This is a genomic window from Bradyrhizobium sp. MOS003 (assembly GCF_003020125.1).
GTDB lineage: Bacteria > Pseudomonadota > Alphaproteobacteria > Rhizobiales > Xanthobacteraceae > Bradyrhizobium.
Genome location: NZ_PYFW01000004.1, coordinates 276,582 through 302,615 on the forward strand (window position 1 = coordinate 276,582; position 26,034 = coordinate 302,615).

General features: G+C 64.7%; 22 protein-coding genes. 11 read left to right on the forward strand and 11 right to left on the reverse strand.

Annotated features, from left to right (window positions below):
- The first annotated feature begins 92 nt into the window (after positions 1 to 92).
- From C7G42_RS20165 to C7G42_RS20195, 7 genes are read left to right on the forward strand one after another with little or no spacing between them, the layout of a single operon-like run.
- Positions 93 to 2,321 carry a NosR/NirI family protein gene (locus tag C7G42_RS20165; RefSeq protein WP_245427846.1) on the forward strand — a complete coding sequence of 743 codons (2,229 nt, stop codon included), beginning with the start codon at positions 93 to 95 and terminating at the stop codon, positions 2,319 to 2,321.
- A 21-nt stretch (positions 2,322 to 2,342) separates the two neighbouring features.
- Complete coding sequence (gene nosZ, locus C7G42_RS20170) at positions 2,343 to 4,289, forward strand: TAT-dependent nitrous-oxide reductase (RefSeq protein ID WP_106950710.1); 1,947 nt, start codon at positions 2,343 to 2,345, stop codon at positions 4,287 to 4,289.
- 42 nt (positions 4,290 to 4,331) lie between these two features.
- Entirely contained in the window at positions 4,332 to 5,669 is a 1,338-nt protein-coding gene (locus tag C7G42_RS20175; RefSeq protein WP_106950711.1) for a nitrous oxide reductase family maturation protein NosD, read from the forward strand.
- Complete coding sequence (locus tag C7G42_RS20180) at positions 5,666 to 6,586, forward strand: ABC transporter ATP-binding protein (RefSeq protein ID WP_106950712.1); 921 nt, start codon at positions 5,666 to 5,668, stop codon at positions 6,584 to 6,586. Before C7G42_RS20175 ends, C7G42_RS20180 begins: the two co-directional genes overlap by 4 nt.
- Positions 6,583 to 7,410 (forward strand): ABC transporter permease, encoded by an 828-nt coding sequence (locus C7G42_RS20185; protein WP_106950713.1) that lies wholly within the window; start codon positions 6,583 to 6,585, stop codon positions 7,408 to 7,410. Before C7G42_RS20180 ends, C7G42_RS20185 begins: the two co-directional genes overlap by 4 nt.
- A complete protein-coding gene (locus C7G42_RS20190) occupies positions 7,407 to 7,979 on the forward strand; it encodes a nitrous oxide reductase accessory protein NosL (protein WP_106950714.1) in 573 nt (190 codons plus the stop codon). Before C7G42_RS20185 ends, C7G42_RS20190 begins: the two co-directional genes overlap by 4 nt.
- Positions 7,976 to 8,971, forward strand: coding sequence for an FAD:protein FMN transferase (locus C7G42_RS20195; RefSeq protein WP_106950715.1), 996 nt, complete (start codon positions 7,976 to 7,978; stop codon positions 8,969 to 8,971). The genes C7G42_RS20190 and C7G42_RS20195 overlap by 4 nt, the downstream gene beginning before the upstream one ends.
- Positions 8,972 to 8,993: 22 nt before the next feature.
- Here C7G42_RS20195 and C7G42_RS20200 read toward each other — a convergent pair whose 3' ends face one another.
- The 6 genes from C7G42_RS20200 to C7G42_RS20225 form a co-directional block, all read right to left on the reverse strand.
- Positions 8,994 to 9,809 carry a hypothetical protein gene (locus tag C7G42_RS20200; RefSeq protein WP_106950716.1) on the reverse strand — a complete coding sequence of 272 codons (816 nt, stop codon included), beginning with the start codon at positions 9,807 to 9,809 and terminating at the stop codon, positions 8,994 to 8,996.
- An 87-nt stretch (positions 9,810 to 9,896) separates the two neighbouring features.
- Complete coding sequence (gene fsrB / locus C7G42_RS20205) at positions 9,897 to 11,186, reverse strand: siderophore utilization protein FsrB (protein WP_106950717.1); 1,290 nt, start codon at positions 11,184 to 11,186, stop codon at positions 9,897 to 9,899.
- Positions 11,187 to 11,197: 11 nt separating this feature from the next.
- Positions 11,198 to 13,192, reverse strand: coding sequence for a TonB-dependent siderophore receptor (locus tag C7G42_RS20210; protein WP_199581020.1), 1,995 nt, complete (start codon positions 13,190 to 13,192; stop codon positions 11,198 to 11,200).
- A gap of 498 nt (positions 13,193 to 13,690) precedes the next feature.
- Complete coding sequence (locus tag C7G42_RS20215) at positions 13,691 to 14,356, reverse strand: methionine ABC transporter permease (protein WP_106950719.1); 666 nt, start codon at positions 14,354 to 14,356, stop codon at positions 13,691 to 13,693.
- Positions 14,346 to 15,416 (reverse strand): methionine ABC transporter ATP-binding protein, encoded by a 1,071-nt coding sequence (locus C7G42_RS20220; RefSeq protein WP_245427849.1) that lies wholly within the window; start codon positions 15,414 to 15,416, stop codon positions 14,346 to 14,348. Before C7G42_RS20220 ends, C7G42_RS20215 begins: the two co-directional genes overlap by 11 nt.
- Positions 15,417 to 15,751: 335 nt before the next feature.
- The gene (locus C7G42_RS20225) at positions 15,752 to 16,558 is read right to left on the reverse strand and encodes an enoyl-CoA hydratase/isomerase family protein (RefSeq protein ID WP_106950720.1); all 807 of its coding nucleotides are present in this window, start codon (positions 16,556 to 16,558) and stop codon (positions 15,752 to 15,754) included.
- Positions 16,559 to 16,679: 121 nt separating this feature from the next.
- Here C7G42_RS20225 and nthA point away from each other — a divergent pair, with 121 nt between their 5' ends.
- The 3 genes from nthA to C7G42_RS20240 are packed head-to-tail and all read left to right on the forward strand — an operon-like array spanning position 16,680 to position 18,348.
- Entirely contained in the window at positions 16,680 to 17,315 is a 636-nt protein-coding gene (nthA, locus tag C7G42_RS20230; protein ID WP_106950721.1) for a nitrile hydratase subunit alpha, read from the forward strand.
- Complete coding sequence (gene nthB / locus C7G42_RS20235; RefSeq protein WP_106950722.1) at positions 17,312 to 17,971, forward strand: nitrile hydratase subunit beta; 660 nt, start codon at positions 17,312 to 17,314, stop codon at positions 17,969 to 17,971. The genes nthA and nthB overlap by 4 nt, the downstream gene beginning before the upstream one ends.
- The gene (locus C7G42_RS20240; protein ID WP_199581021.1) at positions 17,971 to 18,348 is read left to right on the forward strand and encodes a nitrile hydratase accessory protein; all 378 of its coding nucleotides are present in this window, start codon (positions 17,971 to 17,973) and stop codon (positions 18,346 to 18,348) included. The genes nthB and C7G42_RS20240 overlap by 1 nt, the downstream gene beginning before the upstream one ends.
- A gap of 149 nt (positions 18,349 to 18,497) precedes the next feature.
- Here the strand turns inward: C7G42_RS20240 and queC are convergent, their stop codons facing one another.
- Positions 18,498 to 19,208 carry a 7-cyano-7-deazaguanine synthase QueC gene (queC, locus tag C7G42_RS20245; RefSeq protein WP_106950724.1) on the reverse strand — a complete coding sequence of 237 codons (711 nt, stop codon included), beginning with the start codon at positions 19,206 to 19,208 and terminating at the stop codon, positions 18,498 to 18,500.
- 126 nt (positions 19,209 to 19,334) lie between these two features.
- Between queC and mazG the strand changes: the two genes are divergently transcribed.
- Positions 19,335 to 20,192, forward strand: coding sequence for a nucleoside triphosphate pyrophosphohydrolase (gene mazG / locus C7G42_RS20250; protein WP_106950725.1), 858 nt, complete (start codon positions 19,335 to 19,337; stop codon positions 20,190 to 20,192).
- A 47-nt stretch (positions 20,193 to 20,239) separates the two neighbouring features.
- On the opposite strand, the gene hflX is transcribed toward mazG, so the two are convergent.
- The 4 genes from hflX to C7G42_RS20270 all read right to left on the reverse strand — a co-directional run bounded on the left by hflX (position 20,240) and on the right by C7G42_RS20270 (position 26,016).
- The gene (gene hflX, locus C7G42_RS20255; RefSeq protein WP_199581022.1) at positions 20,240 to 21,622 is read right to left on the reverse strand and encodes a GTPase HflX; all 1,383 of its coding nucleotides are present in this window, start codon (positions 21,620 to 21,622) and stop codon (positions 20,240 to 20,242) included.
- A gap of 11 nt (positions 21,623 to 21,633) precedes the next feature.
- A complete protein-coding gene (gene hfq, locus C7G42_RS20260) occupies positions 21,634 to 21,882 on the reverse strand; it encodes an RNA chaperone Hfq (protein ID WP_007591126.1) in 249 nt (82 codons plus the stop codon).
- 307 nt (positions 21,883 to 22,189) lie between these two features.
- Complete coding sequence (gene ntrX, locus C7G42_RS20265) at positions 22,190 to 23,560, reverse strand: nitrogen assimilation response regulator NtrX (RefSeq protein WP_106950727.1); 1,371 nt, start codon at positions 23,558 to 23,560, stop codon at positions 22,190 to 22,192.
- Between the two features lie 17 nt (positions 23,561 to 23,577).
- On the reverse strand, positions 23,578 to 26,016 hold the full coding sequence (locus C7G42_RS20270) for a sensor histidine kinase (protein ID WP_106950728.1): 2,439 nt from the start codon (positions 26,014 to 26,016) through the stop codon (positions 23,578 to 23,580).
- Positions 26,017 to 26,034 lie beyond the last annotated feature (18 nt).

A 26,034-nucleotide genomic window follows, 5' to 3' on the forward strand; every position in this document is an offset into this window, starting at 1 on the left:
CAGATCGCATTTGAATCGATATGTTGAAGCGCCCTAATGACACGACCGCCTTCGCAAGGCGTGCAGCGCTAGCGCTCGCAGGCTTGCTGCTGATGTGTGTGACATATATTTCGCCCGCATGCGCGGCCGGTGATTTACCGACATACCTGCCGAAGATCGCGCCCACCGACTTTTTTCCGGAAGCCGATCGGTTCGGCCCGCCACAAGGCGATCCGCCCATCGTGCCGGTATACCGCGGCGACCAGCTTCAGGGCTTTGTCTTCCTCAACTCCGATTTCGCCAATTCCGTCGGCTACTCGGGTAAACCAATTCACCTGGTGGCCGGCATCGACCCGAAAGGCGTCATCACGGGCATCAAGCTCGTCGATCATAAGGAGCCGATCGTGCTGGTCGGCATTCCGGAAGCGCGCATCGTCGCGGCCGTGAACTCGTTGATCGGCAAGGACATGAAGCCGGTCGCGAGCGGTGCCGAGAAGCAGCCGCAGGTCGACATCGTGAGCGGCGCAACCGTCACCGTGCTGGTGATGGGCGACAGTATCGTCCGCGCGGCGTCCAAGCTAATTCGAAGCGGTCGCGTCGGTGGCGGCGACGGCGCGGCGGCTTCGGCAGCACTGCCCCCAATCATCAAGACACTCGATCTCGAACACAGCGAAGTCCGCGACTGGGAAAGCCTCGTCGGCGACGGCTCGATACGCCGGCTTCATCTCGGTATCGGCGATGTCAACGACGCCTTTGCGAAGTCCGGCAGCGCGGCGGCGGCGCAGTATCCCGAACCGGGTGAGGCCAGCGACACCTTCATCGACCTCTACGTGGCGCTCGTGAGCGCGCCCACGATCGGCCGCAGCCTGCTCGGCGAGGACGGCTATCGACGGCTGAAGGACGCCCTGAAGCCCGGCCAGCAAGCGGTCGTCGTCGCCGGCAACGGCCCCTACTCCTTCAAGGGATCGGCCTATGTGCGCGGCGGCATCTTCGATCGCATCGAGATCCTGCAGGACGGCAACAGCACGCGATTCCGCGACCGCAATCATACCCGCCTTGGCGCACTGGAGGCGGTCGGTGCGCCCGAGTTCAGGGAGATCGGCCTGTTCGTCACCCCGCCCGAATTTGCCCTCGATCCGACGCAGCCATGGCAGGTTCAGCTGCTGGTGCAGCGGAGTCTCGGCGGCCGCGACAAGGCGTTTCTGACCTTCGACATCAGCTATACACTGCCCGACGGCTACATACGCCGCGAGCAGCGTACGGTCACGGTGCCCGAGAGCGCGGCGCCTCCGGCTTCGCAGGCCCAAGCTGCAGCCAAGCCGCCCGCGGAAGCGGAAGCGGACGAGCCGCTTTGGGTGCGGATCTGGCGGTCTAGCACGGTCTCGATCGGCTTCACCGCGTTCATGCTGGCCACCCTCACCGGCATCTTCTTCTTCCAGAACCTGCTCGTGCGCCGCCCGGTGTTCTACACCTGGGTGCGGCGAGGATACCTCGCCCTCGTTCTGGTCTGGCTCGGCTGGTACGCCAACGCACAGCTCTCCGTCGTCAACGTCGTCACCTTCATCAATGCGCTGCTAACGGGCTTCAGGTGGGAATTCTTCCTCGCAGCTCCGCTGATCTTCATCCTGTGGGCGGCGACGGCCGGCGGGCTTCTGTTCTGGGGCCGCGGCCCGTTCTGCGGCTGGCTATGTCCCTTCGGCGCGCTTCAGGAGCTCACCAACACGGCCGCAAAATGGCTGAAGGTGCCGCAGATCACGGTGCCATGGGGGCTGCACGAACGGCTATGGCCGATCAAGTACATCATCTTCCTCGGTCTGTTCGGCCTGTCGCTCTATTCGGTCGATATGGCCGAGCGGTTCGCCGAGGTCGAGCCGTTCAAGACGGCAATCATCCTGAAGTTTTCCCGGAGCTGGCCGTTCGTCACCTACGCAGTCGCCCTGCTCGTCATCGGCCTCTTCATCGAACGCTTCTTCTGCCGCTACCTCTGCCCGCTCGGCGCCGCGCTCGCGATCCCCGGTCGCATCAGGACGTTCGAATGGCTCCGGCGCTGGGAAGAATGCGGGTCACCTTGCCAACGCTGCGCAAAGGAATGTCCGGTGCAGTCGATCCACCCCGAGGGACACATCAACGTCAACGAGTGCATCTACTGCATGCATTGTCAGGAACTCTATTACGACGATCACCGCTGCCCGCACATGATCCAGGTGCGGCTGAAGCGCGAGAAGTTCGCGGCGATGTCCTCGCCCTCGATGCGTGCGAGCGGCAAGGGTCCCGCGACCGTCATCACCGCCGGCGGCAAGCCTGTCGCCGCGTCACCCGTCAAATCCCCACCACCAAACTGAACCGAAGCCGAGGAGGCAATCATGAGCGAGAACGAACAGGCCAAGGGCGTCAGCCGCCGAGCAGTGCTCGGAACGACGGCGGCGGCGGCGGGCGTGGGGCTTGCGGGCGGAGTGGCGCTGAAGGACGGCGGATTCGTCTCGTCTGCCGACGCGCAGACCAAGAACGCAGCTCCGAAAGCGCCGGCGGCGCGGCCGGCCGTGCAGAAGACCGAGGTCGCGCCGGGAGAGCTCGACGAATATTACGTGTTCTTCTCGAGCGGCCAGTCCGGCGAGATGCGGATCGTCGGCCTCCCCTCGATGCGTGAATTGATGCGCGTTCCGGTGTTCAACCGCTGCAGCGCGACTGGCTGGGGCCAGACCAATGAAAGCCTCAAGGTCCTGACCGAGGGTCTGCAGCCCGCGACCCGCGAATTCCTGAAGAGCCGCGGCGGCACTTATCTTAACGGTGATCTCCACCACCCCCATATTTCGTTCACGGACGGCACCTATGACGGGCGTTACGCCTTCATGAACGACAAGGCCAACAGCCGCGTCGCGCGCGTGCGGCTCGACGTCATGAAATGCGACAAGATCGTCGAACTGCCGAACCAGCATACGGTCCATGGTCTGCGGGTGCAGAAATATCCGCGCACCGGGTATGTCTTCGCCAACGGCGAGGATGGCGTGCCCCTGCCCAATGACGGCAAGGTCCTCGACGATCCCAAGCAGTATCGTTCGATGCTCAGCGCGATCGACGGCGACACCATGAAGGTGGCTTGGCAGGTGATCGTCAGCGGCAACCTCGACAATGTCGACGCGGACTACCAGGGCAAATATGCTTTCTCGACCTGCTACAACGGCGAGGAAGGCGTCACCCTGGCGGAGATGACCGCCAGCGAACAGGACTGGGTCGTCATCTTCAACCTCAAGCGGATCGAGGAGGCCGTAAAGAAGGGCGACTTCAAGGAAATGAACGGCGTGCCGGTTATCGACGGCCGCAAGGGATCGGCCTACACGCGCTACGTTCCGGTTTCGAACAATCCTCACGGTATGAACACGGCGCCGGACGGAATCCACATCGTGGCGGCCGGAAAGCTGTCGCCCACCGTGACCGTGATGGACGTGCGGCTGTTCGACCAATTGTTCGACGACAAGATCAAGCCGCGCGACGTCGTCGTCGCGGAGCCCGAACTTGGCCTTGGCCCGCTGCACACCGCCTATGACGGCAAGGGAAACGCCTACACCACGCTGTTCCTCGACAGCCAGGTCTGCAAGTGGAACATCGACCTCGCCAAGCGGGCGTTCAAGGGTGAGAAGGTCAATCCCATCCTCCAGAAGCTCGACGTGCACTACCAGCCGGGTCACAACCATACCTCCATGGGCCAGACCAAGGAAGCGGACGGAAAGTGGCTCATCTCGCTGAACAAGTTCTCCAAGGATCGCTTCCTGAATGTCGGACCGCTCAAGCCCGAGAACGACCAGCTGATTGACATCTCAGGCGACCAGATGAAGCTGGTGCATGACGGCCCGAGCTTCGCCGAGCCGCACGACGCGACCATCGTCCACCGCTCCAAGATCAATCCGATCTCGATCTGGGATCGCGCGGATCCGATGTTTGCCGATGCGGTCAAGCAGGCCAAGGCGGACGGCATCAATCTCGAAGGGGATTCGAAGGTCATTCGCGACGGCAACAAGGTGCGGGTCTACATGACGTCGACCGCGCCGGCGTTCGGCCTCGAACAGTTCCAGGTCAAGCAAGGCGATGAGGTGACCGTCTTCGTCACGAATATCGACGCAGTCGAGGATCTCACGCACGGCTTCTGCATCGTGAACTACGGCATACAGATGGAAGTGGCGCCGATGGCAACCGCATCCGTCTCGTTCACGGCCGACAAGCCGGGCGTCTACTGGTACTACTGCTCCTGGTTCTGCCACGCCATGCACATGGAGATGAAGGGCCGGATGTTTGTCGAGCCCAAATCGGTCTGAAGTCGGTCTGATCGGAGCGACCTCGTGGGTCCCTTATTACGCATGTTTCCGGCGGCGCTTATCGCCGCCGGATTGACCGGCTTCGCCGACGCGGAGACGTTGACGGCTGCGCCCGGCGAGCCGCTGCAAGCGGTGCTGGATGGCGCGCGCGCCGGCGACGTCATCGAGCTTGCTCCCGGCGAATATCACGGCTCCATCCGCATCGACCGTCCCTTGGAGTTGGTCGGGAGCCGAGGCGCTGTGCTCGACGGTGACGGCTCCGGCAACGTCATCACCGTCAGCGCGCCCGACGTCACCATCCGCGGCGTGACCATCCGGGCATCCGGCCGTGACCTGCAGGCGATGAACTCCGGGATATTCCTGCAGAAGACGGCCGAGCGCGCGAAGATCGAGGACAACCGGCTGGTGGAAAACCTGTTCGGCGTCTATGTGCACGGCGCAAGGGGTTCCAGAGTCGTCCGCAACGAGATCGAGGGACTGAGCGGCGGGCGTCTGAGCGAGGCCGGCAACGGCGTTTCACTGTGGAATGCGCCTGACGTTACCATCGCGAGCAACATTTTCCGCTACGGCCGCGACGGCATCTTCTCGATCTCCAGCAGCAAGGACCGGTTCGTCGACAACCGCTTCGAGCAGGTTCGTTTCGCCATCCATTACATGTACACCAACGACAGCGAGATCAGCGGCAATGTTTCGATCGGCAACCATGTCGGTTACGCCATCATGTATTCGAGCCGCCTGGCGATCCGCGGCAACAGCTCGGATCACGATCGCGACTACGGATTTCTCTTCAACTACGCCAACTATGCCCAGATCGAGGACAACCGGGTCACAGGCGGCCCGCTGGGCCCGATGACCCGGAGGACGGAGGACGGTCCCGCCGACGAGCGCGGCATGCTTCCGCAAGCAAACCGGGAGAACACGCTCAAGAGCGGCCCGGAGAAATGCGTGTTCATCTACAACACCAATCACAACAAATTCCGCAACAACTGGTTTGAACGCTGCGCCATCGGCGTGCACTTCACGGCCGGCTCCGAGGGCAACGAGATCACGGGCAACGCCTTCGTCGGCAACGCCAACCAAGTGAAATATGTCGGCACCCGGCACCTCGACTGGTCGGCCGGGGGGCGCGGCAACTACTGGAGCGACAATCCGGCATTCGATCTGAACGGCGATGGAATCGCCGACACCGCATATCGCCCGAACGACCTCATCGATCGCGTGCTGTGGACGGCACCCGCGGCGAAGGTCCTGATCAACAGCCCTGCCGTCCAGGTGATCCGCTGGGCCCAGGCGCAGTTTCCTGCGCTGCTGCCGGGCGGCGTGGTCGACAGCCATCCGCTGGTGTCGCCACCGCAGATCCAGGCGAAGGAAACGCGATGACCAGCACGGTGCGCGTAAGCAACGTCACCAAGGCTTATGGCCGGATCGAAGCCGTACGCGATGCGTCGTTCACGCTCGATCAAGGCGAGCTGGTCGCCTTGATCGGCCACAACGGCGCCGGCAAGACTACGCTCATGAACCTCATGCTGGGGTTGATCAGGCCGACCAGCGGCTCCATCGAGGTTCTCGGAGACAATCCCGCCGCCGGCGAATTCGCAGGCCGCCGGCAGCTCGGCTATTTGCCGGAAAACGTCTCCTTCGACCCCGCCCTCACCGGCCGCGAGACGCAGGCCTTCTACGCCAGGCTGAAGCGGGAGCCGATCGCCAAGGCAATCGAGCTGCTCGACGCCGTTGGGCTCGGTGCCGCCAGTCGCCGCCGGGTCAACACCTATTCGAAGGGCATGCGCCAGCGTCTCGGGCTCGCGCAGGCGTTGCTTGGCGAGCCGCGCGTGCTGCTGCTGGATGAGCCGACCACGGGTCTCGATCCAGAGCTGAGGCAGACCTTCTACGACATCATCGCGCGGCTTGCCGCAGGCGGCGCGACCGTGCTGCTGTCGTCGCATGCGCTGACCGAGCTCGAGGAGCGCGCCGGCCGGGTCATCATCATGAATCGCGGCATCAAGGTCGCGGACGGATCGATCGACGAACTGCGTCGTCTCGCCCGGCTGCCGACCAGAATCCGCCTCAAGGTGGCTGGCCTCGCGGCCAGCGAAATGCCGGCTTGGGCTCCTCGAGACACGACCTGCCGCCGGTTGAACGGCCACATCGTCGAGATCGACGCCGCGCCGGAGCGGAAGATCGAGCTGCTGCATCGCGCGACGGCCGCCGGCAATGCCGTCGAGGACGTCGACGTGGTCCCGCCGACCCTCGATGAGCTCTATGCTCATTTTCTCCGGCAATGGGAGCAGGCGCCATGAACGTCCTGATCATCGCCGCCAAGGAAATCCATCAGGCCATCCGCAATCGCTGGGTGCTTGCCGCAACGCTCCTGCTCGCCGGGCTGGCCTTGTCGCTGACCTTTCTCGGCAGCGCGCCGACAGGGAACGTTGGTGTCCGCACGCTGGACGTGGTCGTCGTCAGCCTGTCGAGCCTGACGATCTTTCTCGTTCCGCTCATCGCGCTGCTGATCTCGCACGACGCCATCGTCGGCGAGATGGAGCGGGGAACGATGCTGTTGCTGCTGAGCTATCCGGTCGCGCGATGGCAGGTGCTGCTCGGCAAGTTTCTGGGCCACCTCGCCGTCCTCGGCTTTGCGACCTGCCTCGGCTACGGTGCGGCCGTCGGTGCGCTGGCCGCGACCGGCAGCCAGATCGACGGCGACAGTTTCCTGGCCTTCGCGGCGATGGTCGGGTCCTCGGTGCTGCTCGGGGCGGCGTTCGTCGCCATTGGATATCTGGTCAGCGCGCTGGTGCGCGACCGCGGCACTGCTGCCGGCATCTGCATTGGATTGTGGCTGCTGCTGGTGCTGATCTACGACATGGCGCTGCTGGGCGTGCTTGCGCTCGATCAGGGACGCAGCATCTCGGCCGCCGTGCTCAACGCCATGCTGCTGGCGAACCCGACCGACGCCTACCGGCTGATTAACCTGACCGGGTTTGCCAATGTCAGCACCTTCGCCGGCATGGCTGGCTTGGCCCAAACCACGTCCCTGACGATCCCGGTCCTGCTGACCGCCCTGCTCGGCTGGACGCTGCTGCCGCTCGCCTTGGCCGCGCTCGCCTTCTCGCGGAGGGAGCTATGAGGCGCCGGACGATCCTTCTCGCCCTGCTCGTGCCATTCGTGCTCGCGGGCTGCAACGACAAGCAGGCGGCAAAAATCCCGCCGCCGCATCGTATGACCGCGGAGGACATCGGCCATTACTGCGGCATGAACGTACTCGAGCATCCGGGACCGAAGGGTCATATCTTCGCCGCGAGCCTCATGGAGCCCGTGTGGTTCTCGTCGGCGCGCGACACGATCGCCTTCACCATGCTGCCGGACGAGCCCAAGGACATCTTGGCGATCTACGTGTCCGACATGGGCAAGGCGCCCGATTGGGACAAGCCCGGCGCCGACAACTGGATCGAGGCGCGCAAGGCGGTGTTCGTGATCGAGAGCCGGGTCAAGAGCGGCATGGGCGGCGACGAGGCTGTTCCGTTCTCGGAGCGGACGGCCGCGGAGAAGTTCGCCGCTGAAAATGGTGGCAGGATCGTCGGCTTCAACGAAGTGCCCCGGGATTATGTTCTGACATCCGCGAACGCCGCCGGCGCTGCGGCGGCCGACGAGACGGCAGTAGGCCCGCCGGGCGAACGAGCGAGGAGAACGCAATGACGCGCAACCTGACGCGCCGACGCTTCATCCGGATCAGCGCAGCGGCAGCGGGCCTTGGCGCGCTTTACCCAGGTCATCCTGTTCGCGCGGAGGTCGCCCCGGTGACCTGGCGCGGCACGATGCTGGGCGCCGTCGCGACGTTGGGGATTCACGACGAGGACCGCAGCCGGGCGGAGCGACTGATCTCGCTGGCCTGCGCCGAGGCGCGGCGGCTCGAGCGGCTGTTCAGTCTCTATCTGGACGAGTCCGCCCTGGTCGCACTGAACCGGACCGGTATCCTGCTTGATCCCGCGGCCGAGATGGTCGATCTGCTCTCGGCCTCGCAGCGCTATTCCACGCTGACGGGCGGCCTGTTCGACGTCACCGTGCAGCCGCTGTGGCAGCTCTATGCCGGTCATTTCGCGCGAGGCGATGCCGATCCCGCCGGTCCTCCGCCAGCCGAGATCGAGGCCGCGCTGGCGCGCGTCGGTAGCAGCCGGCTGTCGATCAGCCGCGACCGGATCGTGATGCCCAAGGGCATGGCGGTCACCCTGAACGGCATCGCGCAAGGCTACATCACGGACAAGGTGGTCGACCTGTTGCGGTCGTATGGCATCACCCACAGCCTGGTCGACATGGGCGAAGCCCGCGCGGTCGGCTCCCGCCCGGACGGACGGCCCTGGGAGGTCGGCATCGCCGATCCGGACTTTGTGGGCCAAACGAAGACGGTGCTGCCGATCATCGACCGCGCGGTGTCCACCTCGGGCGGCTACGGCTGCCAGTTCGATCCCGGGGCGCGCTTCAACCATTTGTTCGATCCTCGATCAGGCGGCTGCGCGCACCGCTATCGCAGCGTGACGACCGTGGCCCGCAGCGCGACCGCCGCGGACGCGTTCTCGACGGCGTTCAGCCTGATGCCGGAAGACCAGATCAGATCGCTGCTGCCGGGTGTCGACATTGACCGCGTGCATCTGATCGACGAGGCCAGCCAATCGGTTGAATTGTCGGCGTAGTCGAGAAAACACCGGGGACGCGCTATCGCGATAGCAGCAGATCCAGCTGGCTCTGTGCCTTCTTCACGGCTGCGGCGTACCAGCTCTGACTGGGTGCTTCCTTGGCGAAGCACTTGGTGTAGGCGTCCATCGCCTGGTCTTCCCTGGCCATGGCATCCTGCGGATTTGTCCTGGCCATCATCTGTTTCCAGACCCTCTCGCAGGCCGGGATCTCGGTGGTCTTCACGGCGTCCGATGCGGCGAGAAAGTAGACCTTGTCACCCTGGATCGCGACCACGCCGATCTCGCTCGGTGGGCCCTTCAGGCCGCCGTTGCCGCGCACGCCCAGCACGGCGACGGCGGCACTCGCGGATGCGGGCTTGGTGACCGGCAGCTCGGCATATTTGGCGAAGGCTGCGTCCTGGATGGCGTAATAATAGAAGCGGTCGGACTTGAGCGCGGCACCGATCTCCTGCGGCAGGCCGTCCGCGCGGCGCTCGCGCAGCCAGTGCCTGAGCAACCCGGTCGTCGTCACCACGGCCTGCATCTTGTCGCCGTCGGAGGCGAAGCCGAGCCCGTCGAGATGGCCGAAGCCGGAGTCATCCCTGAACAGCGTGTCGACGTTCGACTTGCCGTTTGTCGGGAGCCCCTTGATCGTGACGGGTCCCATCAGGCCGCGCAACACGCCCGTCAGCTCCTTCAGAGCCGCGTCATGCTGCTTGAAGAGCTCGTCGCTCTCCTTCGCCTTGGAGAACTTTGCGATGTAGCGATCGCGCAGGTCGAGATAAGACTGCTCGGGCGCTGCGGCCTGGACGGGCGCCGCCAGGACGATCAGGCAGAGCAAGGCATAGGATTTCATGGGGATCCGCGGGACTGGGGAAATATCTCCCATCTTGGTGGCCCTGCGAAGCCGGAAGGTTCATCCCGACGACCGTTTCACCGTGCCCTACTCCGCCGGCGTCAGTTGCCGGCTCAGCCGCATCGCCGCGGTCTCGCGCACGCGGGCACGGGCGCGGCGCTTGCGCCACCAGATGACCACGCCGGTGACCGAGAGTGCGGCGACCACCAGCCCCATGATCGAGATCAGGATGCGGCCGAACAGTCCGACGATGCGGCCCGAATGCAGCGGAAATTGCGCCTGCACGAAGATGTCGGCGGCGGTGCCGACCCAGGGCAGCCGTTCGCCGATCGGGCGGCCGTCCTCGCTGTCGTAATAAAGCTGGGCCGGGCCGACGCCGCCGGCGCCGTGATCGTCGCCGGGGTGGAAGAAGGCGGCGGCATAGACGCCATGGGCCGGGCCGTAATTGACCGAGCCGACCGGGATGGTCCATCCGCGCGCCTTGCCGTCCGCGGCGGCGCGTGCGGCGATGTCGGCGAAGCTGACCTTGGGCTCGATGGGATCGTCGAGATCGCGATAAGGCCGCTGCTCATAGGGTGTAGGCGTGTAGTTCGACACCATCTTCATCAGAGGCGAGAACACCTCGAAATACAGGTTCAGCGAGAACGCCGTGAAGGCGATGACGAACAGCACGCCCCAGGTCCACAGGCTGAAGGCGCGGTGGATGTCGAAATTGATCCGGTAGGCGCTGCCGGAGGTCTTGATGGTCCAGGCTGGCGCCCATCGCGCCCAGAAGCCGCGCTCGAGCTGGCGCGTGACGGCAGGTGCCCGCGCCGCCTTGGCCCGCCGGCGCGACGGCAGTGTCAGATAGAAGCCGACGAAGCAATCGATGGTCCAGACGATCGCGATGACGCCAAGCACGCGCATGCCCCAGCGATCGCTGCCCCAGAACTCCGGAATGTGCATCGTGTAGTGCAGCTTGTAGAGGAACGAGACGAAGTTCTCGCGCGTGACCGGCCAGACCGCCCCCCAATAGCGCCGGCCCAGCTCCGCGCCGGTGTTGGGATCGAGAAAGATCTGATTGTAGTCGAGCGCGTAGCGCTTGCCGGTCGCCGGATCGATCCGCGGCATCACGAAGAACCACAGCGAGTGCCCCTCCTCCGGAGTCATGAAGAGGTAGACGACGCGCGCCCGGGGATCGCGCTGCTCGATCATCCTGGCGAGCTCGATCGAGGGGATCGCCGGGCCTTTGCTGCTGACGTCGAACAGATGGCTGTTGAGGACGTCGTCGAGTTCGTGATCCCAGGAGATGATCGCCCCGGTGATGCCGGAGAAGAACAGGAATCCGGCCGTGAGCAGTCCCGCCCAGCGATGCAGTTTGCCGAATGTCGCTCTCATCGTCTTCCCACTCACCAGCGGTAAGTCAGCTTGCCGATCGCCTTGCGTCCCTCCGCGTAGAAGCAGCCCGACAGACTGTAGCAGGCGGCGACATAGCGGGTGTCGGCAAGATTGGTGACGTTCAGCGACAAGCGCCAATTGTCACGGGTGTAAGCGAGCAGCGCGTCGAGCACGGTCGCCGATCCCACCTTGAAGGTGTTGGCATCATCGCCCCAGGTCGCCCCGATATAGCGAATGCCGCCGCCGAACTGCAGGCCTGCCAGCAGCCCGTTCTGGAGCGTATAGTCGCTCCACAGCGAGGCGCGGTTGAGCGGCACGGTGACCGGGGCCTTGCCGACATTCACCGGATCCTGTGTGACCATCGCATCGACATAGGCATAGGCCGCGCGCAGGTTCCAGCCGTCGGCGAGCGACATCGAACCTTCGAGCTCGAACCCGCGCGACTTCACCTGCCCGGTCTGCTCGGCGACGTAGAGCGGCGGCGCGTAGGTGACGACGTTATCGCGCGTCAGGTCGAAGGCCGCGAAGGTGAACAGCGCATTCCAGCCGAGAGGCTGGTACTTGACGCCGACCTCGTACTGCACGCCGGTCTCGGGATTGAGCATCTGTCCGGACGCACCGGTCGCGAGCACCGGCAGGAATGATTCCGAGTAGCTGAAGTAAGGTGCGATGCCGTTGTCGAAATTGTACATCAGCGCGGCGCGGCCGGTGAAGGCCGACGCATCTTTCGAGACCGACTTGTCGGCTGCTGGCAGATTGCTGTCGACCTGCGTCGTCACGAAGTCCTGGCGGCCGCCGAGCTGGAGCGACAGCCGGCCGAGCTTGATCTGGTCCTGCGCATAGAGGCCCACCTGCGACTGCTTGACCCCGGTATTGTCGCTCATGGCGCCGACGGTCCAGTCGTAGCTGTATGCTGGATTGAAGACGTTGATCTCTGGCGCTGACGTCGTGACCGAGAAAGCGGTGTCGCGGAAGGAGGTGTTGCGATAGTCGATGCCGACCAGCGTGGTGTGGCTGAAAATGCCCGTGGTGAACTTGCCCTGGAGCTGGTTGTCCACGGCGAAGGAATTGATGTAGGAATTGCTGTAGCTGCCGAAGCGCGCGAGCTGTCCCGCGGCCTCGTCGGTGTAGCCGCCGCCGTAAAACACCTTCTCCTCGTTGTGCTGGTAGGCGTAGCGCAGGTTCTGCCGGAACGTGATGTTGTCAGTGAAATTGTGCGAGAGCTGGTAGCCTGCAGTTGCGATCTCGGTGTTGAACGCGTTGAAGCTCGGCACGCCCGCGAAGAACGAGACCGGGATGGTGCGGCCGTTGTTCGGCCACACCGTGCCCGAGGCCGGCAGGAACTGCAGGCCCCACCCTGCCCGGTCGCGCTGGTAGTTGGCCAGCAAGGTGATGGTGGTGTCTTCGTTCGGCTTGAACGTGACGGCGGGCGCGATGAACACGCGGTTGTCCTTGGTGAAGTCGACCTGGGTCTCGCCGTCGCGAACGACGCCTGTGAGGCGCCACAGCACGGTGCCTTCCTTGTTGGCGGCGCCGCCCATGTCGAACTGGCCCTGGTAGCGGTTGAAGCTGCCGCCGGAGATCGAGACCTCGCCGAATTGCTGCGCCGTCGGGAGCTTCGTCACGTAGTTGAGGATGCCGCCGGTGCCGCTGCCGCCGTACATCGCGGATGACGGGCCCTTGAGCACCTCCAGGCGCTCGGCGCCGTAGGGATCGAGGCCGTTGAAATGCACGTAGTTGCTGGACGGAATTCGCAGGCCGTCGACATAGAGCCCCGTCATGGTGGTGTCGAAGCCGCGGATCTGCAGAGCGCCGAAACGGGTGTCGGAGCCGCCGTTGACGTCGCCGCTGACACCGGCGGTGTAGCGCAGCGCCTCGCCGATCGAGACCGCGCCCTGATTCCTGACCTGGTCGGTAGTGACGACGGAGACCGACTGCGGAGTTTCGATCAACGGCGTATCGGTCTTGGTCGCCGTGCCGCTTCGCGTGGCAACGAAACCGCGCACCGGCCCATTGGCCCGTTCGCCAGTCGCGCCGTTCAATGATGCCGACTGTGTCGGCGTGGCCTGCTGCGCGGGAGAGCGACGATTGGCACGGGAGGTGCGTGTCGCCGCCCTCCGTGACGAAGCTACCGCCGAAGACCGGGCGCGCTGAACCGGTGCATCGACGGTGACAGCGGGGATCTGCGTCTGCGCCTCCACGGAGCCCAAGGGCATCACGAGCGAGAATGTACTGACCACCCCGAGCAGCAGCACCCGAAACTGTCGATGGCGCGTGTCCCCACGCGAAGAAAATTGGAAGTCGGTCACGTCGTTCGAGGCCCCACGCACTGCCGGCTTTGCCGGTATCATTTTTGATGACCCGCCCTAACTCAGGCGATTTGCGAGTGCGATAGGAACGCCGTTAGAATTTCTCCAGACGTGTCTGCAGCACGTGCGACGAATGCGCTCACGCGCACTGCGACGTCGCGGCTCTTTAGAATTGGAATATTTCCAGTTTGGGGATCAGTGATGTCGCAGCCGGCGATTGACCCGCCGCGCAAGATAATCGCCCGCGCTCTGGACGAGTTGCACCAGCGCAATCAGCACGACGACGACGGCCAGCATCATCTCCGGCATGAAACGCTGATAGCCGTAGCGGATGCCGAGATCACCCAAGCCCCCGCCGCCGACCGCGCCAACCATTGCGGAATAGCCGAGCAGACTGACCACGGCGAGCGTCAGCGCCAGCAACAGGCCCGGCAGCGCTTCGGGGATCAGCACCTTGAACACGATCTGCAGCGGCGATGCGCCGAACGAGGATGCCGTCTCGATCAGGCCGCCATCGACCTCGCGAATGGCAGCTTCGACCAGGCGCGCGATGAACGGCGCCGATGCGATCGTCAGCGGCACGATCGCCGCAGTCGAGCCGATCGAGGTGCCGGCGACGAGCCTTGTGAACGGGATGATGGCCACGACCAGGATGATGAAGGGCGTCGACCGCGTCGCATTGACGACGATGCCGAGCGCGCGATTGACGATCGGAGCGGCAAACAGCTCCCCTTTCCGGCTGGTCGCGAGGAAGACGCCGAGCGGAAGGCCGAAGGCGGTGCCGAGCAGCGCTGCGATACCGACCATGTACAGGCTCTCGAAGGTCGCCTGGACGATCAGATTGATGAGTTCAGGCGACATAGCCGAGATGCTCCGCGGGGAATTGATGTTGAGACAACCAGGCAAGAACCCGCGCCGGCACGTCCTCGCGGCTGGGAATGCCGAGCACGAGTGAGCCGACATGCTGGCCGCCGATCTCGTCGATGCGGGCAGACAGCAGCGCGACGTCGAGGCCCAGCTCGCGGGCGAGCCGCGCCACCACGGTGTCGCCGGCCCCTGCCCCGCGTACTTGGATGCGGATCACGGCCTGCCCGTCACCAGGCGGCTCTGTTACAATCCGGCTCGCCAGCGAGACCGGCAGGCTGTCGCCGATGACTTCCGCGAGGAAGGACTGCGTGATCGGATGTCGTGGGTGGGTGAAGATGTCGGCGACATGGCCGCTCTCGACCACATGGCCGGCGTCGAGCACCACGACTTCCCTGGCGAGCTGACGCACCACCGACATTTCGTGGGTGATCAGTACGATGGTCACCCCGAGCTCGCGGTTGATGTTGGCGAGCAGATCGAGGATCGCGCGCGTCGTCTGCGGATCGAGCGCGGACGTCGCCTCGTCCGACAGCAGCACGCTCGGCCGCGTCGCCAGCGCGCGGGCGATGCCGACGCGCTGCTTCTGGCCGCCGGACAATTCCGACGGATAGCGGTCATGCTTGTCGGCAATGCCGACCAGCGCGAGCAGCTCGGTGACGCGGGCCTTGATGTCGGCCTTGGGCCAGCCGGCGATCTCGAGCGGCAGCGCGATGTTGTCTGCGGCGGTGCGCGAGGACAGCAGGTTGAAATGCTGGAAGATCATGCCGATCGAGCGCTGCGCCAGGCGCAACTCACGCCCCGCCAGCGACGAGATATCGTTGCCGTCGACGATGACGCGCCCCGTGGTCGGCTTCTCCAGCCCGTTGATGAGCCGCACCAGGCTCGACTTGCCGGCGCCGGAGCGGCCGATCACGCCGGTGATGGAGCCGCGGGGAATCGCGAAGTCGATATCTTGCAGCGCGTTGACGCCGGGCTTGCCGCGATAGGCCGTATAGGTTTTCGAGATGTTTTCGAAGCGGACCATGGTGTCCGGCTCGGTTGCGGCAGGCGACATCTCTTCAGGCGGCGCAATCGGCTGTCCGACGGCGAGCTATGAGTGAGCGTTCATTGAGACGGCCTTCATGCACAATGGTTCTCTCGCCTGCCCGAAAAGGCAAATGAGAGCCGGGTCGCATCGGCGACGTGAGGTGGAACAGCCAGCACACGCCTCAAAGTGGAGAACGCGCTGCACCGCAGCACGCACCATCGCCTTTTCCGGTCTTTCTTGCAATTTCAGATATCTGCGAGGAGATGGATGAAGATTTTCCAATCCCTCTCCGGAGAAGAATATTCCTCTATCGGGCGTATCAACGTCCCGCGGGGATCATCGCATCAGCAACCGGCCGCGCTTTACCGCCCCTTGAAGCGTGGCTTGCGGCGGCCCAGGAATGCCTCGACGCCCTCCTTGTGATCCTCGCTGAAGCTCGCCAGCGCGAACTGGTCGACGTCCATGTGGCTGGCGAGATCGTCCAGCGCATGCGCGAGCCGGTTGACGGTGAGTTTCGTCATCGCGACCGAGAGCGGCGGCTGCGCGGCGATCTTGCGGGCGAGATCCATGGCGGCCTCGAAGGCATGGCCGGGATCGACCACCTCCTCCACCAGGCGCCATTCATGGGCCTCATCCGCCGAGATGCGCTGGTCGGCCAGGATGACCGCCTGCTTGGTGCGGGCAGGTCCCATCAGATGCAACATGCGCGGGATGCTCTGCCAGCTCATGTTCATGCCGAGCCCGATTTCGGGCACGCGCAGATGCGCATCGCGGCCCATGATGCGGAAGTCGAGCGCGACGGCCAGCGCGACGCCGCCGCCGACACAGAAACCCTCGATCGCCGCGATCGTGATCTGCTCCATCTCCTGCCATGCGTGCGTCAGACGCGGTCCGAGCTTGAGGTGCCGCCGCAGCGTGCCGAGGTCCATGTCCTTGCGCGAGCGCCCTTCGGCGTCCTTGAGATCGAAGCCGGCGCTGAACGCGCCCGAGCTGCCGGTCAATACGACGACCGACGTCGCGGAATCGTCCTCGAAGCTGCGCGCCGCCGCGGTGAGCTGCCGCAACGCCTCGGGCGACAGGGCATTGATGCCGTCGCCCCGATCGAACCGCACCACCGCAATCCGACCCTCGGGCCCGAGGCCCTTCTCGATCTTCACGTAATCCGTCACCGAGATCTCCCCGTCTGCTTCGCGCCGATGCTAGCCTACATCCGGCCTCACGAATATGGGACCCGGTTGCGCCGCGGCGCATACTCGACAGGCTCAGGCTATTGCGCTTATCTTGGCCAGCATGAGCCATGATCACCACCATCATCACCACCACGATCACGACCATTCCGAGCTGTCGGAGACCGAGCTGCGCGTGCGCGCACTCGAGACGATTCTGACCGAAAAAGGCTATGTCGAGCCGGCCGCGCTCGACGCCATCATCCAGGCCTATGAGACCAGGATCGGCCCGCATAACGGCGCCCGCGTCGTTGCCAAGGCCTGGACTGATCCGGCGTTCAAGCAGGCGCTGCTGGAGGACGGCTCCAAGGCGATCGGCACGCTCGGCCATGTCAGCCGCGTCGGCGACCATCTCGTCGTGGTCGAGAACACGCCCGCGCGTCACAACATGGTCGTGTGCACGCTGTGCTCCTGCTACCCCTGGGAAATGCTCGGGCTGCCGCCGGTTTGGTACAAGGCAGCGCCCTACCGCTCGCGTGCGGTGAAGGACCCGCGCGGCGTGCTCGCCGATTTCGACGTCAGCCTGCCGAAGGACGTGGAGATCCGGGTGTGGGATTCCACCGCCGAGACGCGCTTCCTGGTGCTGCCGATGCGCCCCGCGGGCACGGGGGGCTGGAGCGAGGAGCAGCTCGCCGAACTCGTCACGCGCGATTCCATGATCGGCACCGGATTCCCGCGACAGCCGGGAGCGTCGTCATGAACGGCGTGCACGACATGGGCGGCATGGACGGGTTCGGCAAGGTCGAGCCGGAGCCGAACGAGCCGATGTTTCACGCGCATTGGGAAGAGCGTGTGCTGGCGATGGTGCGCGCGATGGGCGCGGCCGGTGCCTTCAACATCGACACCTCGCGCTTCTATCGCGAGACGCTGCCGCCGGAGGTTTATCTCTCGAGCTCCTACTACAAGAAATGGTTTCTCGGTCTCGAGGAGATGCTGATCGAGAAGGGCTACCTCTCCCGCGAAGAGGTCGCTGCCGGCCATGCGATGCAGCCGGCCAAGGCGCTCAAGCACGGCAAGTTCGATCTCACCCAGGTCGAGCGCGTGATGGTCCGCGGCAAGTTCGGCCGCACGGCGCCTGCGCCCGCCAAATTCAACATCGGCGATCGCGTGCGCGCCAGGAATATCCATCCAGCCACCCACACGCGGCTGCCGCGCTATGTGCGCGGCCATGTCGGGGTGGTCGAGCTGAACCATGGCTGCCACGTGTTTCCTGATACGGCGGCGATGGAGCGCGGCGAACATCCTCAATGGCTCTACACGGTCGTATTCGGGGGCCGCGATCTCTGGGGCGAGGATGGTGATCCCACCCTGAAGGTCTCGATCGACGCGTTCGAGCCCTATCTGGATCCGGCGTGATGAGCAGTGCGGCAGCGGCGGTCGCCACGGCAGCCATACCGAGCATTCCCCGCGATGACGACGGCCCGGTGTTTCGCGCGCCCTGGGAGGCGCATGCCTTCGCGATGGCGTTGACGCTGCACGAACGCGGCGTGTTCACCTGGCCGGAATGGGCGGCTAGCCTCGCGGACGAGATCAAGCGTGCACAGGCCGCCGGCGATCCTGATACGGGCGAGACCTATTACCGGCACTGGCTCGCCACGCTGGAGGGCTTGGTTGCCCGCAAGGGTGTTGCGTCGATGGAAACCCTGCACCGCTACCGCGACGCCTGGGACCACGCGGCGGACCGCACCCCGCACGGCAAGCCGATCGAGCTGAAGCCGGAGGATTTCGCCTAGCTCCGTCATTGGCACGCTCGTGCCAAACCCCTCTCTGTCATTCCCCGCGAAGGCGGGGAATCCAGTACGCCGCGGCTTCTCGGCTCAAGCACGGTCTCTGGAATACTGGATCACCCGCATTCGCGGGTGATGACACCGAACGTGTGGCATCACCTCGCCACAAACTCCCGCCACCCTTTCGCCCGCAGGCTGCACGCCGGGCATTCGCCACACCCATAGCCCCAATCGTGCTGCGCGCCGCGTTCGCCGAGATAGCAGGTGTGGGAGTGCTCGCGGATGAGATCAACCAACGCTTCGCCGCCGAGATCCTGCGCCAGCTTCCAGGTTGCGGCTTTGTCGATCCACATCAAGGGCGTATGCAGCTCGAACTTGCGCGCCATTCCCAGCGAGAGCGCGGTCTGCATGGCGCGGATGGTGTCGTCGCGGCAATCGGGATAGCCGGAATAGTCGGTTTCGCACATGCCCCCGACGATGTCCGTGATGCCGCGCCGGTAGGCCAGCGCCGCCGCAAAGGTCAGGAACACCAGATTGCGGCCGGGCACAAACGTGTTCGGCAACCCGTCAGCGCCCATCGCGATCGCGACATCTCGGGTCAACGCGGTCTCCGAGACGGCCGCCAGCGTCGGGATCGACAGCGTATGACTCTCGCCGAGCTTTTCTGCCCAATCGGCGCGAAGACCCTTGATGCCATCGAACAGCCGATCGCGGCAGTCGAGCTCCACCGCGTGGCGTTGCCCGTACTCGAACCCCAGCGTCTCCACCCGCGCAAAGCGCCTGAGCGCCCAGGCGAGGCAGGTGGTGGAATCCTGGCCGCCGGAGAACAGCACCAGCGCGGTTTGTGATGAAAATGCGTCACTCATGGGCCGCGCTTTAGCATTGCCAAACGTATCAGCCAATCGGTGGAAATCGGCCCGTTCCGCCCCGCCGCGCTGGGAACGGCGGGCCGCTTTTGGCATAAGGTTTGGGAGTCAGGAGAGCGCCCCGCAATGACCCCCTCCCGCGATATTTCCCGCCTGATCGAGATCATGGCGGCGCTGCGCACGCCGGTGACCGGCTGCCCCTGGGACCTCGAGCAGGACTTTGCGACGATCGCGCCCTACACGATCGAGGAGGCCTATGAGGTGGTCGACGCGATCGACCGTGGCGATCTCGATGATCTCAAGGACGAGCTCGGCGATCTCCTGCTGCAGGTCGTCTTCCACGCCCAGATGGCGTCCGAGCAGAACGCGTTCGCGTTCGGAGACGTGGTCGAGGCCATCACGCGAAAAATGATCCGGCGCCACCCCCATGTCTTCGCCGACAAGGACGGCAATCTCGCCTCTTCCCACGTCAAGGAAGTCTGGGACCGCATCAAGGCCGAGGAGAAGGCCGAGCGCGCTGCGCGCCGGCCGCCGGAGCAAGTGCCGACGAAGTCGCTGCTGTCAGGCGTGAAGGCCGGCCAGCCCGCGCTGACACGGGCCATGGAGCTGCAGCGCAAGGCCTCCACCGTCGGCTTCGACTGGAACGACCCGCGCGCGGTGCTGGCCAAGATCCGCGAGGAAGCCGACGAGATCGAGGCCGCACTCGACCGCAACGACAAGCAAGAACTGGCGGAGGAGACCGGTGACCTGATGTTCGCGCTGGTCAACCTCGCCCGCCATGTCGACGCCGATCCGGAAGCCGCGCTGCGTGCGACCAATGCGAAGTTCGAGCGACGCTTTGCCTATATCGAGCGGGCGCTGGAGGCGCAGGGTCGGACGCTGGAGCAGGCGTCGCTGGCGGAGATGGATGCGCTGTGGAATGCGGCGAAGGGCGGAGAGAATCCGGCTACGCCGGCTGAGGGAAGCAACCAAGTGCGCAGCTAACTCAACCGTCGTCCCGGCGACGGCGGCCCGTTACCGCATCGCCACTGCTAAGCCGACAGATGCGGCACAGCATCGAACCGGTTCACCACGATATCCCGCTTGGTCTCGTCCACCCGCACGGTCATATCAAAACGGCCGTCGTGCAGCTCCTTCGCCAACACCTCGGAATTGCGGTGCAGCCAGCTGATGCCCGCGCCGTCGGCGGCATCGATCGAGAGGTCGAGCGTGGTGCGTTTGGCCGCCAACCGCTCCTCGATCGCGGCCAGCAATGCGTCGACGCCCTCACCTGACACGGCTGACACCAGCATTGCCGGGTGATCCTCCGGTCGGCGCGCGACGATGTTCATAAGCTCTTCGCGTTGCTCGGAATCGTAGCGGTCGATCTTGTTCCAGACTTCGATGATGCGGCCGCTGTCATCAGGGTTGATACCGAGCTGGCGCAGCACGGCGTCGACGTCGCTTTGCTGGGCCTCGGCATCTTCATGGGATATGTCGCGCACATGCAGGATGACGTCGGCTTCGAGCACCTCCTCCAGCGTGGCCCGGAAGGCGGCGACCAGCTGGGTCGGCAAGTTGGAGATGAAGCCCACGGTGTCCGACAGCATCGCCTTGCCGCCATGAGGCAAGTCGAGGGCGCGCAAGGTCGGATCGAGCGTCGCGAAAAGCATATCCGCCGCCTGCACGTCGGCGCGGGTCAGGCGGTTGAACAGCGTCGACTTGCCGGCATTGGTGTAGCCGACCAGCGCGACGACGCGATACGGCACGCGCTGGCGGCCAGCGCGATGCAGTCGCCGCGTCGCCTGCACCTTCTTCAACTCGCTCTCGAGCTTGGAGATGCGCTCCTGGATCAGGCGTCGGTCCGCTTCGATCTGCGTCTCGCCGGGACCGCCCATGAAGCCGAAGCCGCCGCGCTGGCGCTCCAGATGGGTCCATGAGCGCACCAGGCGCGAGCGTTGATAGTTGAGATGCGCCAGTTCGACCTGGAGCGAGCCTTCCTTGGTCTTGGCGCGGCGGCCGAAGATTTCCAGGATCAGCCCGGTGCGGTCGAGCACCTTGGCTTGCAACTCCTTCTCGAGATTGCGCTGCTGGATCGGTGCCAGCGCGCAATCCATCACCACGAGTTCGACATCGAGGCTCTTGGCCAGCGCGGCGATCTCTTCGACCTTGCCCTTGCCGATATAGGTCGCGGGGCGGATCTGGTTGATCGGCGCGATGATCGCGTCGGCAACGACGAGATCAATCGCGCGCGCGAGGCCGGCGGCTTCATCGAGCCGGGCTTCGGCATTCCGCTGGATATGACTCTCCGATTGCGCGTCGGCACCGCCTGCGCGCACCCGCAAATAGGGGCCGATGACAAGCACCCGCCCCGTCTGCTTAGCCCCTGCCGACCTCGGACGGTCGGCATCCCCGTCGAAATTCCGGGGTTCCAATCAGATCACTCTCAAGCCGGCTGATCCTCACCGCCTTCGAACAACTGGATCGGCGCACCCGGCATGATGGTCGAGATCGCATGCTTGTAGACGAGCTGCGAATGACCGTCGCGCCGAAGCAGCAAACAGAAATTGTCGAACCAGGTCACGATGCCCTGGAGCTTCACTCCGTTGACCAGAAAGATCGTCAGTGGCGTCTTGGTTTTGCGAACGTGGTTGAGGAAGGTGTCCTGCAGGTTTTGTGCGCGGTCTGCCGCCATTGTTTTTTTCTCGCTTTGAGTTTCTTTTTATTGCGCCGGTTGCGGCCCTCTTTGTGACGTTCGGGGCCTCTCCCGGTTGCCGTTCCTCATGAGATCCCCCTCGGAAGGAACAGCTGTGCGATTAGAGGACAGGTGGACTTATTAGGCAAGCCGCTTCACGCGGCAGCGGGCGCCGTATCGCCCCGAAAAACTACGGAAATCGATCTATTTCGTCGCTTTATTCATAAGGTGACGTGGCGGCGTTAGAACGTTGTTTTGACGGCGTTTTTCAAATGCGAACCGGTACTCCGCGTGGCACGAAAACGGGTCAGCCGACACCGAGCGCTTTCAACTTTCGATGCAGCGCCGACCGTTCCATGCCAACGAACTCGGCCGTGCGAGAAATATTTCCTGAGAAACGGCTGATCTGAGCAATCAAATAGTCGCGCTCGAACACTTCGCGGGCCTCGCGCAGCGGCAGGCCCATGATGTGCTCCCCATTGTTGCTGGTCGGCATCGCCGGCACCATGGAGCCGACATCCTGCGGCAACATGTCGGCCGTGATGATGACCTCCGGTCCACCGGCGGCGAGAATCATGACTCTTTCAACGTTGTTGCGGAGCTGGCGCACATTGCCCGGCCAGACATGCGATTGCAGCACCGCCATCGCGTCCTGGCCGATCTGCCGCTTGGGCAGGCCGCTGCCGGCCGAGATCTGCTCCATGAAATAGTCGATCAATTCCGGGATGTCCTCGCGCCGCTCCGACAGCGCAGGCACGCGGATCGGCACCACTGAGAGCCGATGATAGAGGTCCTCGCGGAAATGGCCGGCCGCGATCTCCTCTTCGAGATTGCGCGCGGTCGAGGAGATGATGCGGACGTCGACCTGCATCTTGGCGGTGCCGCCGACGCGCTGGAACGACTGCTCCACCAGCACGCGCAGGATCTTGTTCTGGGTCTCGCGCGGCATGTCCGCGATCTCGTCGATGAACAGCGTGCCGCCATGGGCTTCCTCGAGCGCGCCGGGCTTGCGCGCCTGCTCGCCGTTGGACTGCTCGATACCGAACAGCTCCTGCTCCATGCGGTCGGGCGTGATCGCGGCTGCGTTGATGACGACGAAGGGACCGTCGGCCCGGCCCGAAGCCGTATGCAGCGTGCGTGCCGTCAATTCCTTGCCGGCGCCGGCGGGACCGACGATCAGGATGCGGCTGTTGGCCTTGGCGGCGCGCTCGATGGTCTGGCGCAGCTGGTTCATGCTGGGCGATCGGCCGACGAGCGAGCTGGCGCTCGGCGCCAGCTGCTTCAGCTCCTTGACCTCGCGCTTGAGCCGCGAGTTCTCCAGCGCTCTGGTCGCGACCAGGATCAGCCGGTCGGCCTTGAACGGCTTTTCGATGAAGTCGTAGGCGCCGCGCTTGATCGCGGCGACCGCGGTCTCGATGTTGCCGTGGCCGGAGATCATCACGACCGGCAGGTCGGCATTCTCCTTCTTGACCTGCTCCAGCAACTGCAAGCCGTCGAGCTTCGAGCCCTGCAGCCAGATGTCGAGAAACACCAGATGCGGCCTGCGGTTGCCGATTTCAGCCAGTGCGGAGTCGCTGTCGCGTGCGGTCCGCGTCACAAAACCCTCGTCCTCGAGGATGCCCGCAACGAGATCGCGAATATCGGCTTCGTCATCGACAATCAGAATTTCACTAGCCATGGGTCGCGCCTGTCTTGTCAGCTGCCTGTTGAGGCTTCGATTTTCGTTGAATCATTGGTCTTTTCGGCGGCCTCTTTGGTTTCGGCCGCCGGCTTATTTGTTTCCTGCGCCAGGTCCTTGACAGGAGCGCCAGCCTGCCTGCCGGTTGCGTCCTTGACCGCGCCCGCCGGGGCCTGTTCGGCTCCCGCCGGGGCCCCTTCGGCTCCCGCCGAGGCCTGCTCGGCTCCCTCGGACTTCGCGGGTTGGCCGGAGATCGCAAAGCGCATCCGCATCCAGGCGCCGCGCTGGCCCGCGCGGAAGTCGGAAGCATCCTTCAGCTCGATGCGCCCGCCATGGTCTTCCAGCACGCGGCCGACGATGGCAAGGCCGAGGCCGGTGCCCTTGGCGCGCGTCGTCACATAGGGCTCGAGCAGCCGCGAGCGCGCGACCTTGGGCAGGCCGATACCGTTGTCGATGACGTCGATCAACACGTCCTCGCCCTGGCGCGACACCACGACGTCGATACGGCCTTTGCCGAGTTCCTCGGGCGGGACCTGTTCGATCGCCTCGGTGGCATTCTTGACGATGTTGGTGACCGCCTGCGAGATCAGCCGCCGGTCGAACTGGGCGCGGAGCGGATCCTCTTTGAACTCGGCCTCGATATCGATCTCGGGATGGGCAACCTTCATCAGGAACACCGCCTGCCGCACCGCGTCGGCGACGTCCTCGCCCTCCATCACCGGTTTCGGCATCCGTGCAAAGCGCGAGAACTCGTCGACCATGCGGCGGATGTCGTCGACCTGGCGCACGATGGTGTCGGTGCACTGCTCGAAGATCTGCTTGTCCTTGGCCTCGGTGATGTCCTTGCCGAACTTGCGGCGGATGCGCTCGGCGGAGAGCTGGATCGGCGTCAGCGGGTTCTTGATCTCATGCGCTATGCGCCGCGCCACGTCGCCCCAGGCGGAGGTGCGCTGCGCCGAGACCAGTTCGGTGATGTCGTCGAGTGTGATGATGTAGCTGTCGTGCGGCTGGTTCTTTTCGGCGCTGACGCGGACCGAGAGATTGCGCTCGGTGCCGTCGCGGGTGATCGTGATCTGGCCCTGCACCAGACGCTGGCTCCCTTCCCGCGCCGCCGTCATCGTCTCGTCGAGCTCTGGCAGCACGTCGGAGAGCGGATGACCGAGCGTCTCCGCCTCGGAGTGCCCGATCAGCTTCTCGGCCGAGCGGTTCAAAATGCCGACGCTGCCTGATGTATCGACGCCGATGATGCCGGCGCTTGCGGAAGACAGCACCGCTTCGATGAAGCGGCGGCGACTGTCGATGAGGTCGCTGGCGTTGACGAGCTCATCGCGCTGGCTACGCAACTCCTGCGTCATCTTGTTGAAGGTCTCACCCAGCTGGGCGAGATCGCCTTCCGACTGGTGTACGGGCACCTGGACATGGAGATCGCCGGTCGAGACCGTGTGGGCCGCGTTCATCAGCCGCCGGATCGGCGAGACCAGCGAATTGGCGAAGTTCAGGCCGATCAGCACCGAGGCCATCAGGATGGTCAACGCGATCACGGCGAACATCAGCGCGAAGGCAACCTGGATGCCGAGCCGGCGCGATTCGATCTGGGCGTATTCGGCGACGCTGACCTCGGTCTGCTTGAGCTGATTGACGACATTCGGATCGAGGGGACGGGCGACATAGAGGAAGGTGTCGCTGAAGGCGCGCAACCGGATCACCGCGGCGACGAAGCTCGCATCAGGAAGGATCGCGATCTCGGGCTCGGACTCGTTGACGTTGCTGAGGAAGTCGGACGCCGGCGGAGAATAGGCGAGCCGCATCCCGGTGTCGGCGGATTCCAGGATGTTGGTGTCCTTGTCGATGATCATCGCGCCCGGCAGGTTGCGGGAAGCGGCGCTGGCGCTCAGCATCTCCCGGAACGAGCGGCGATCCTGATCGTAGAGCGGCCGGGCATGCGCGATGTCGTTGGCCATGCCGAGAATGTCGCCGCGGATCAGCTGCGCATGGTCCTGCATATAGGCCCGCGCGATCGTCAGCGAATTCTGGATCACCTCCTTGGTCGGGCCGGAGAACAGCCGGTCGAGGCCCCGTTCGATGGTGACGTTGGCGACCACGGCGACCAGCACCGCCGGCAGCACCGCCACGATCGAGAACAGGCTGACGATCTGGACATGGAGCCGCGCCGCCGCCCTGCCCCGCCGCCGCGCCAGGATCAGCTGCCAGAGCTCGCGGATGATGATTCCGACCAACAGCAGGATCGTGGCCGCGTTGATCAGGTAGATCGAGCGGACCACAGCCGGCGTCGGATCAATCGTGGTCAGGCCGGTCAGGACCAGGAAGGTCAGGAAGGCCGAGAGCAGCGCCAGCACCACGGCAAAGGGCGCCAGCCAGCGCCGCGCCGACCAACGCCGGGGCTCTTCCGCTGGTGCCGTGTCAAAGTGTGCGGCCGAGGTGTCTGCGCTGGTCATTCCGGCAATGGCGATGCT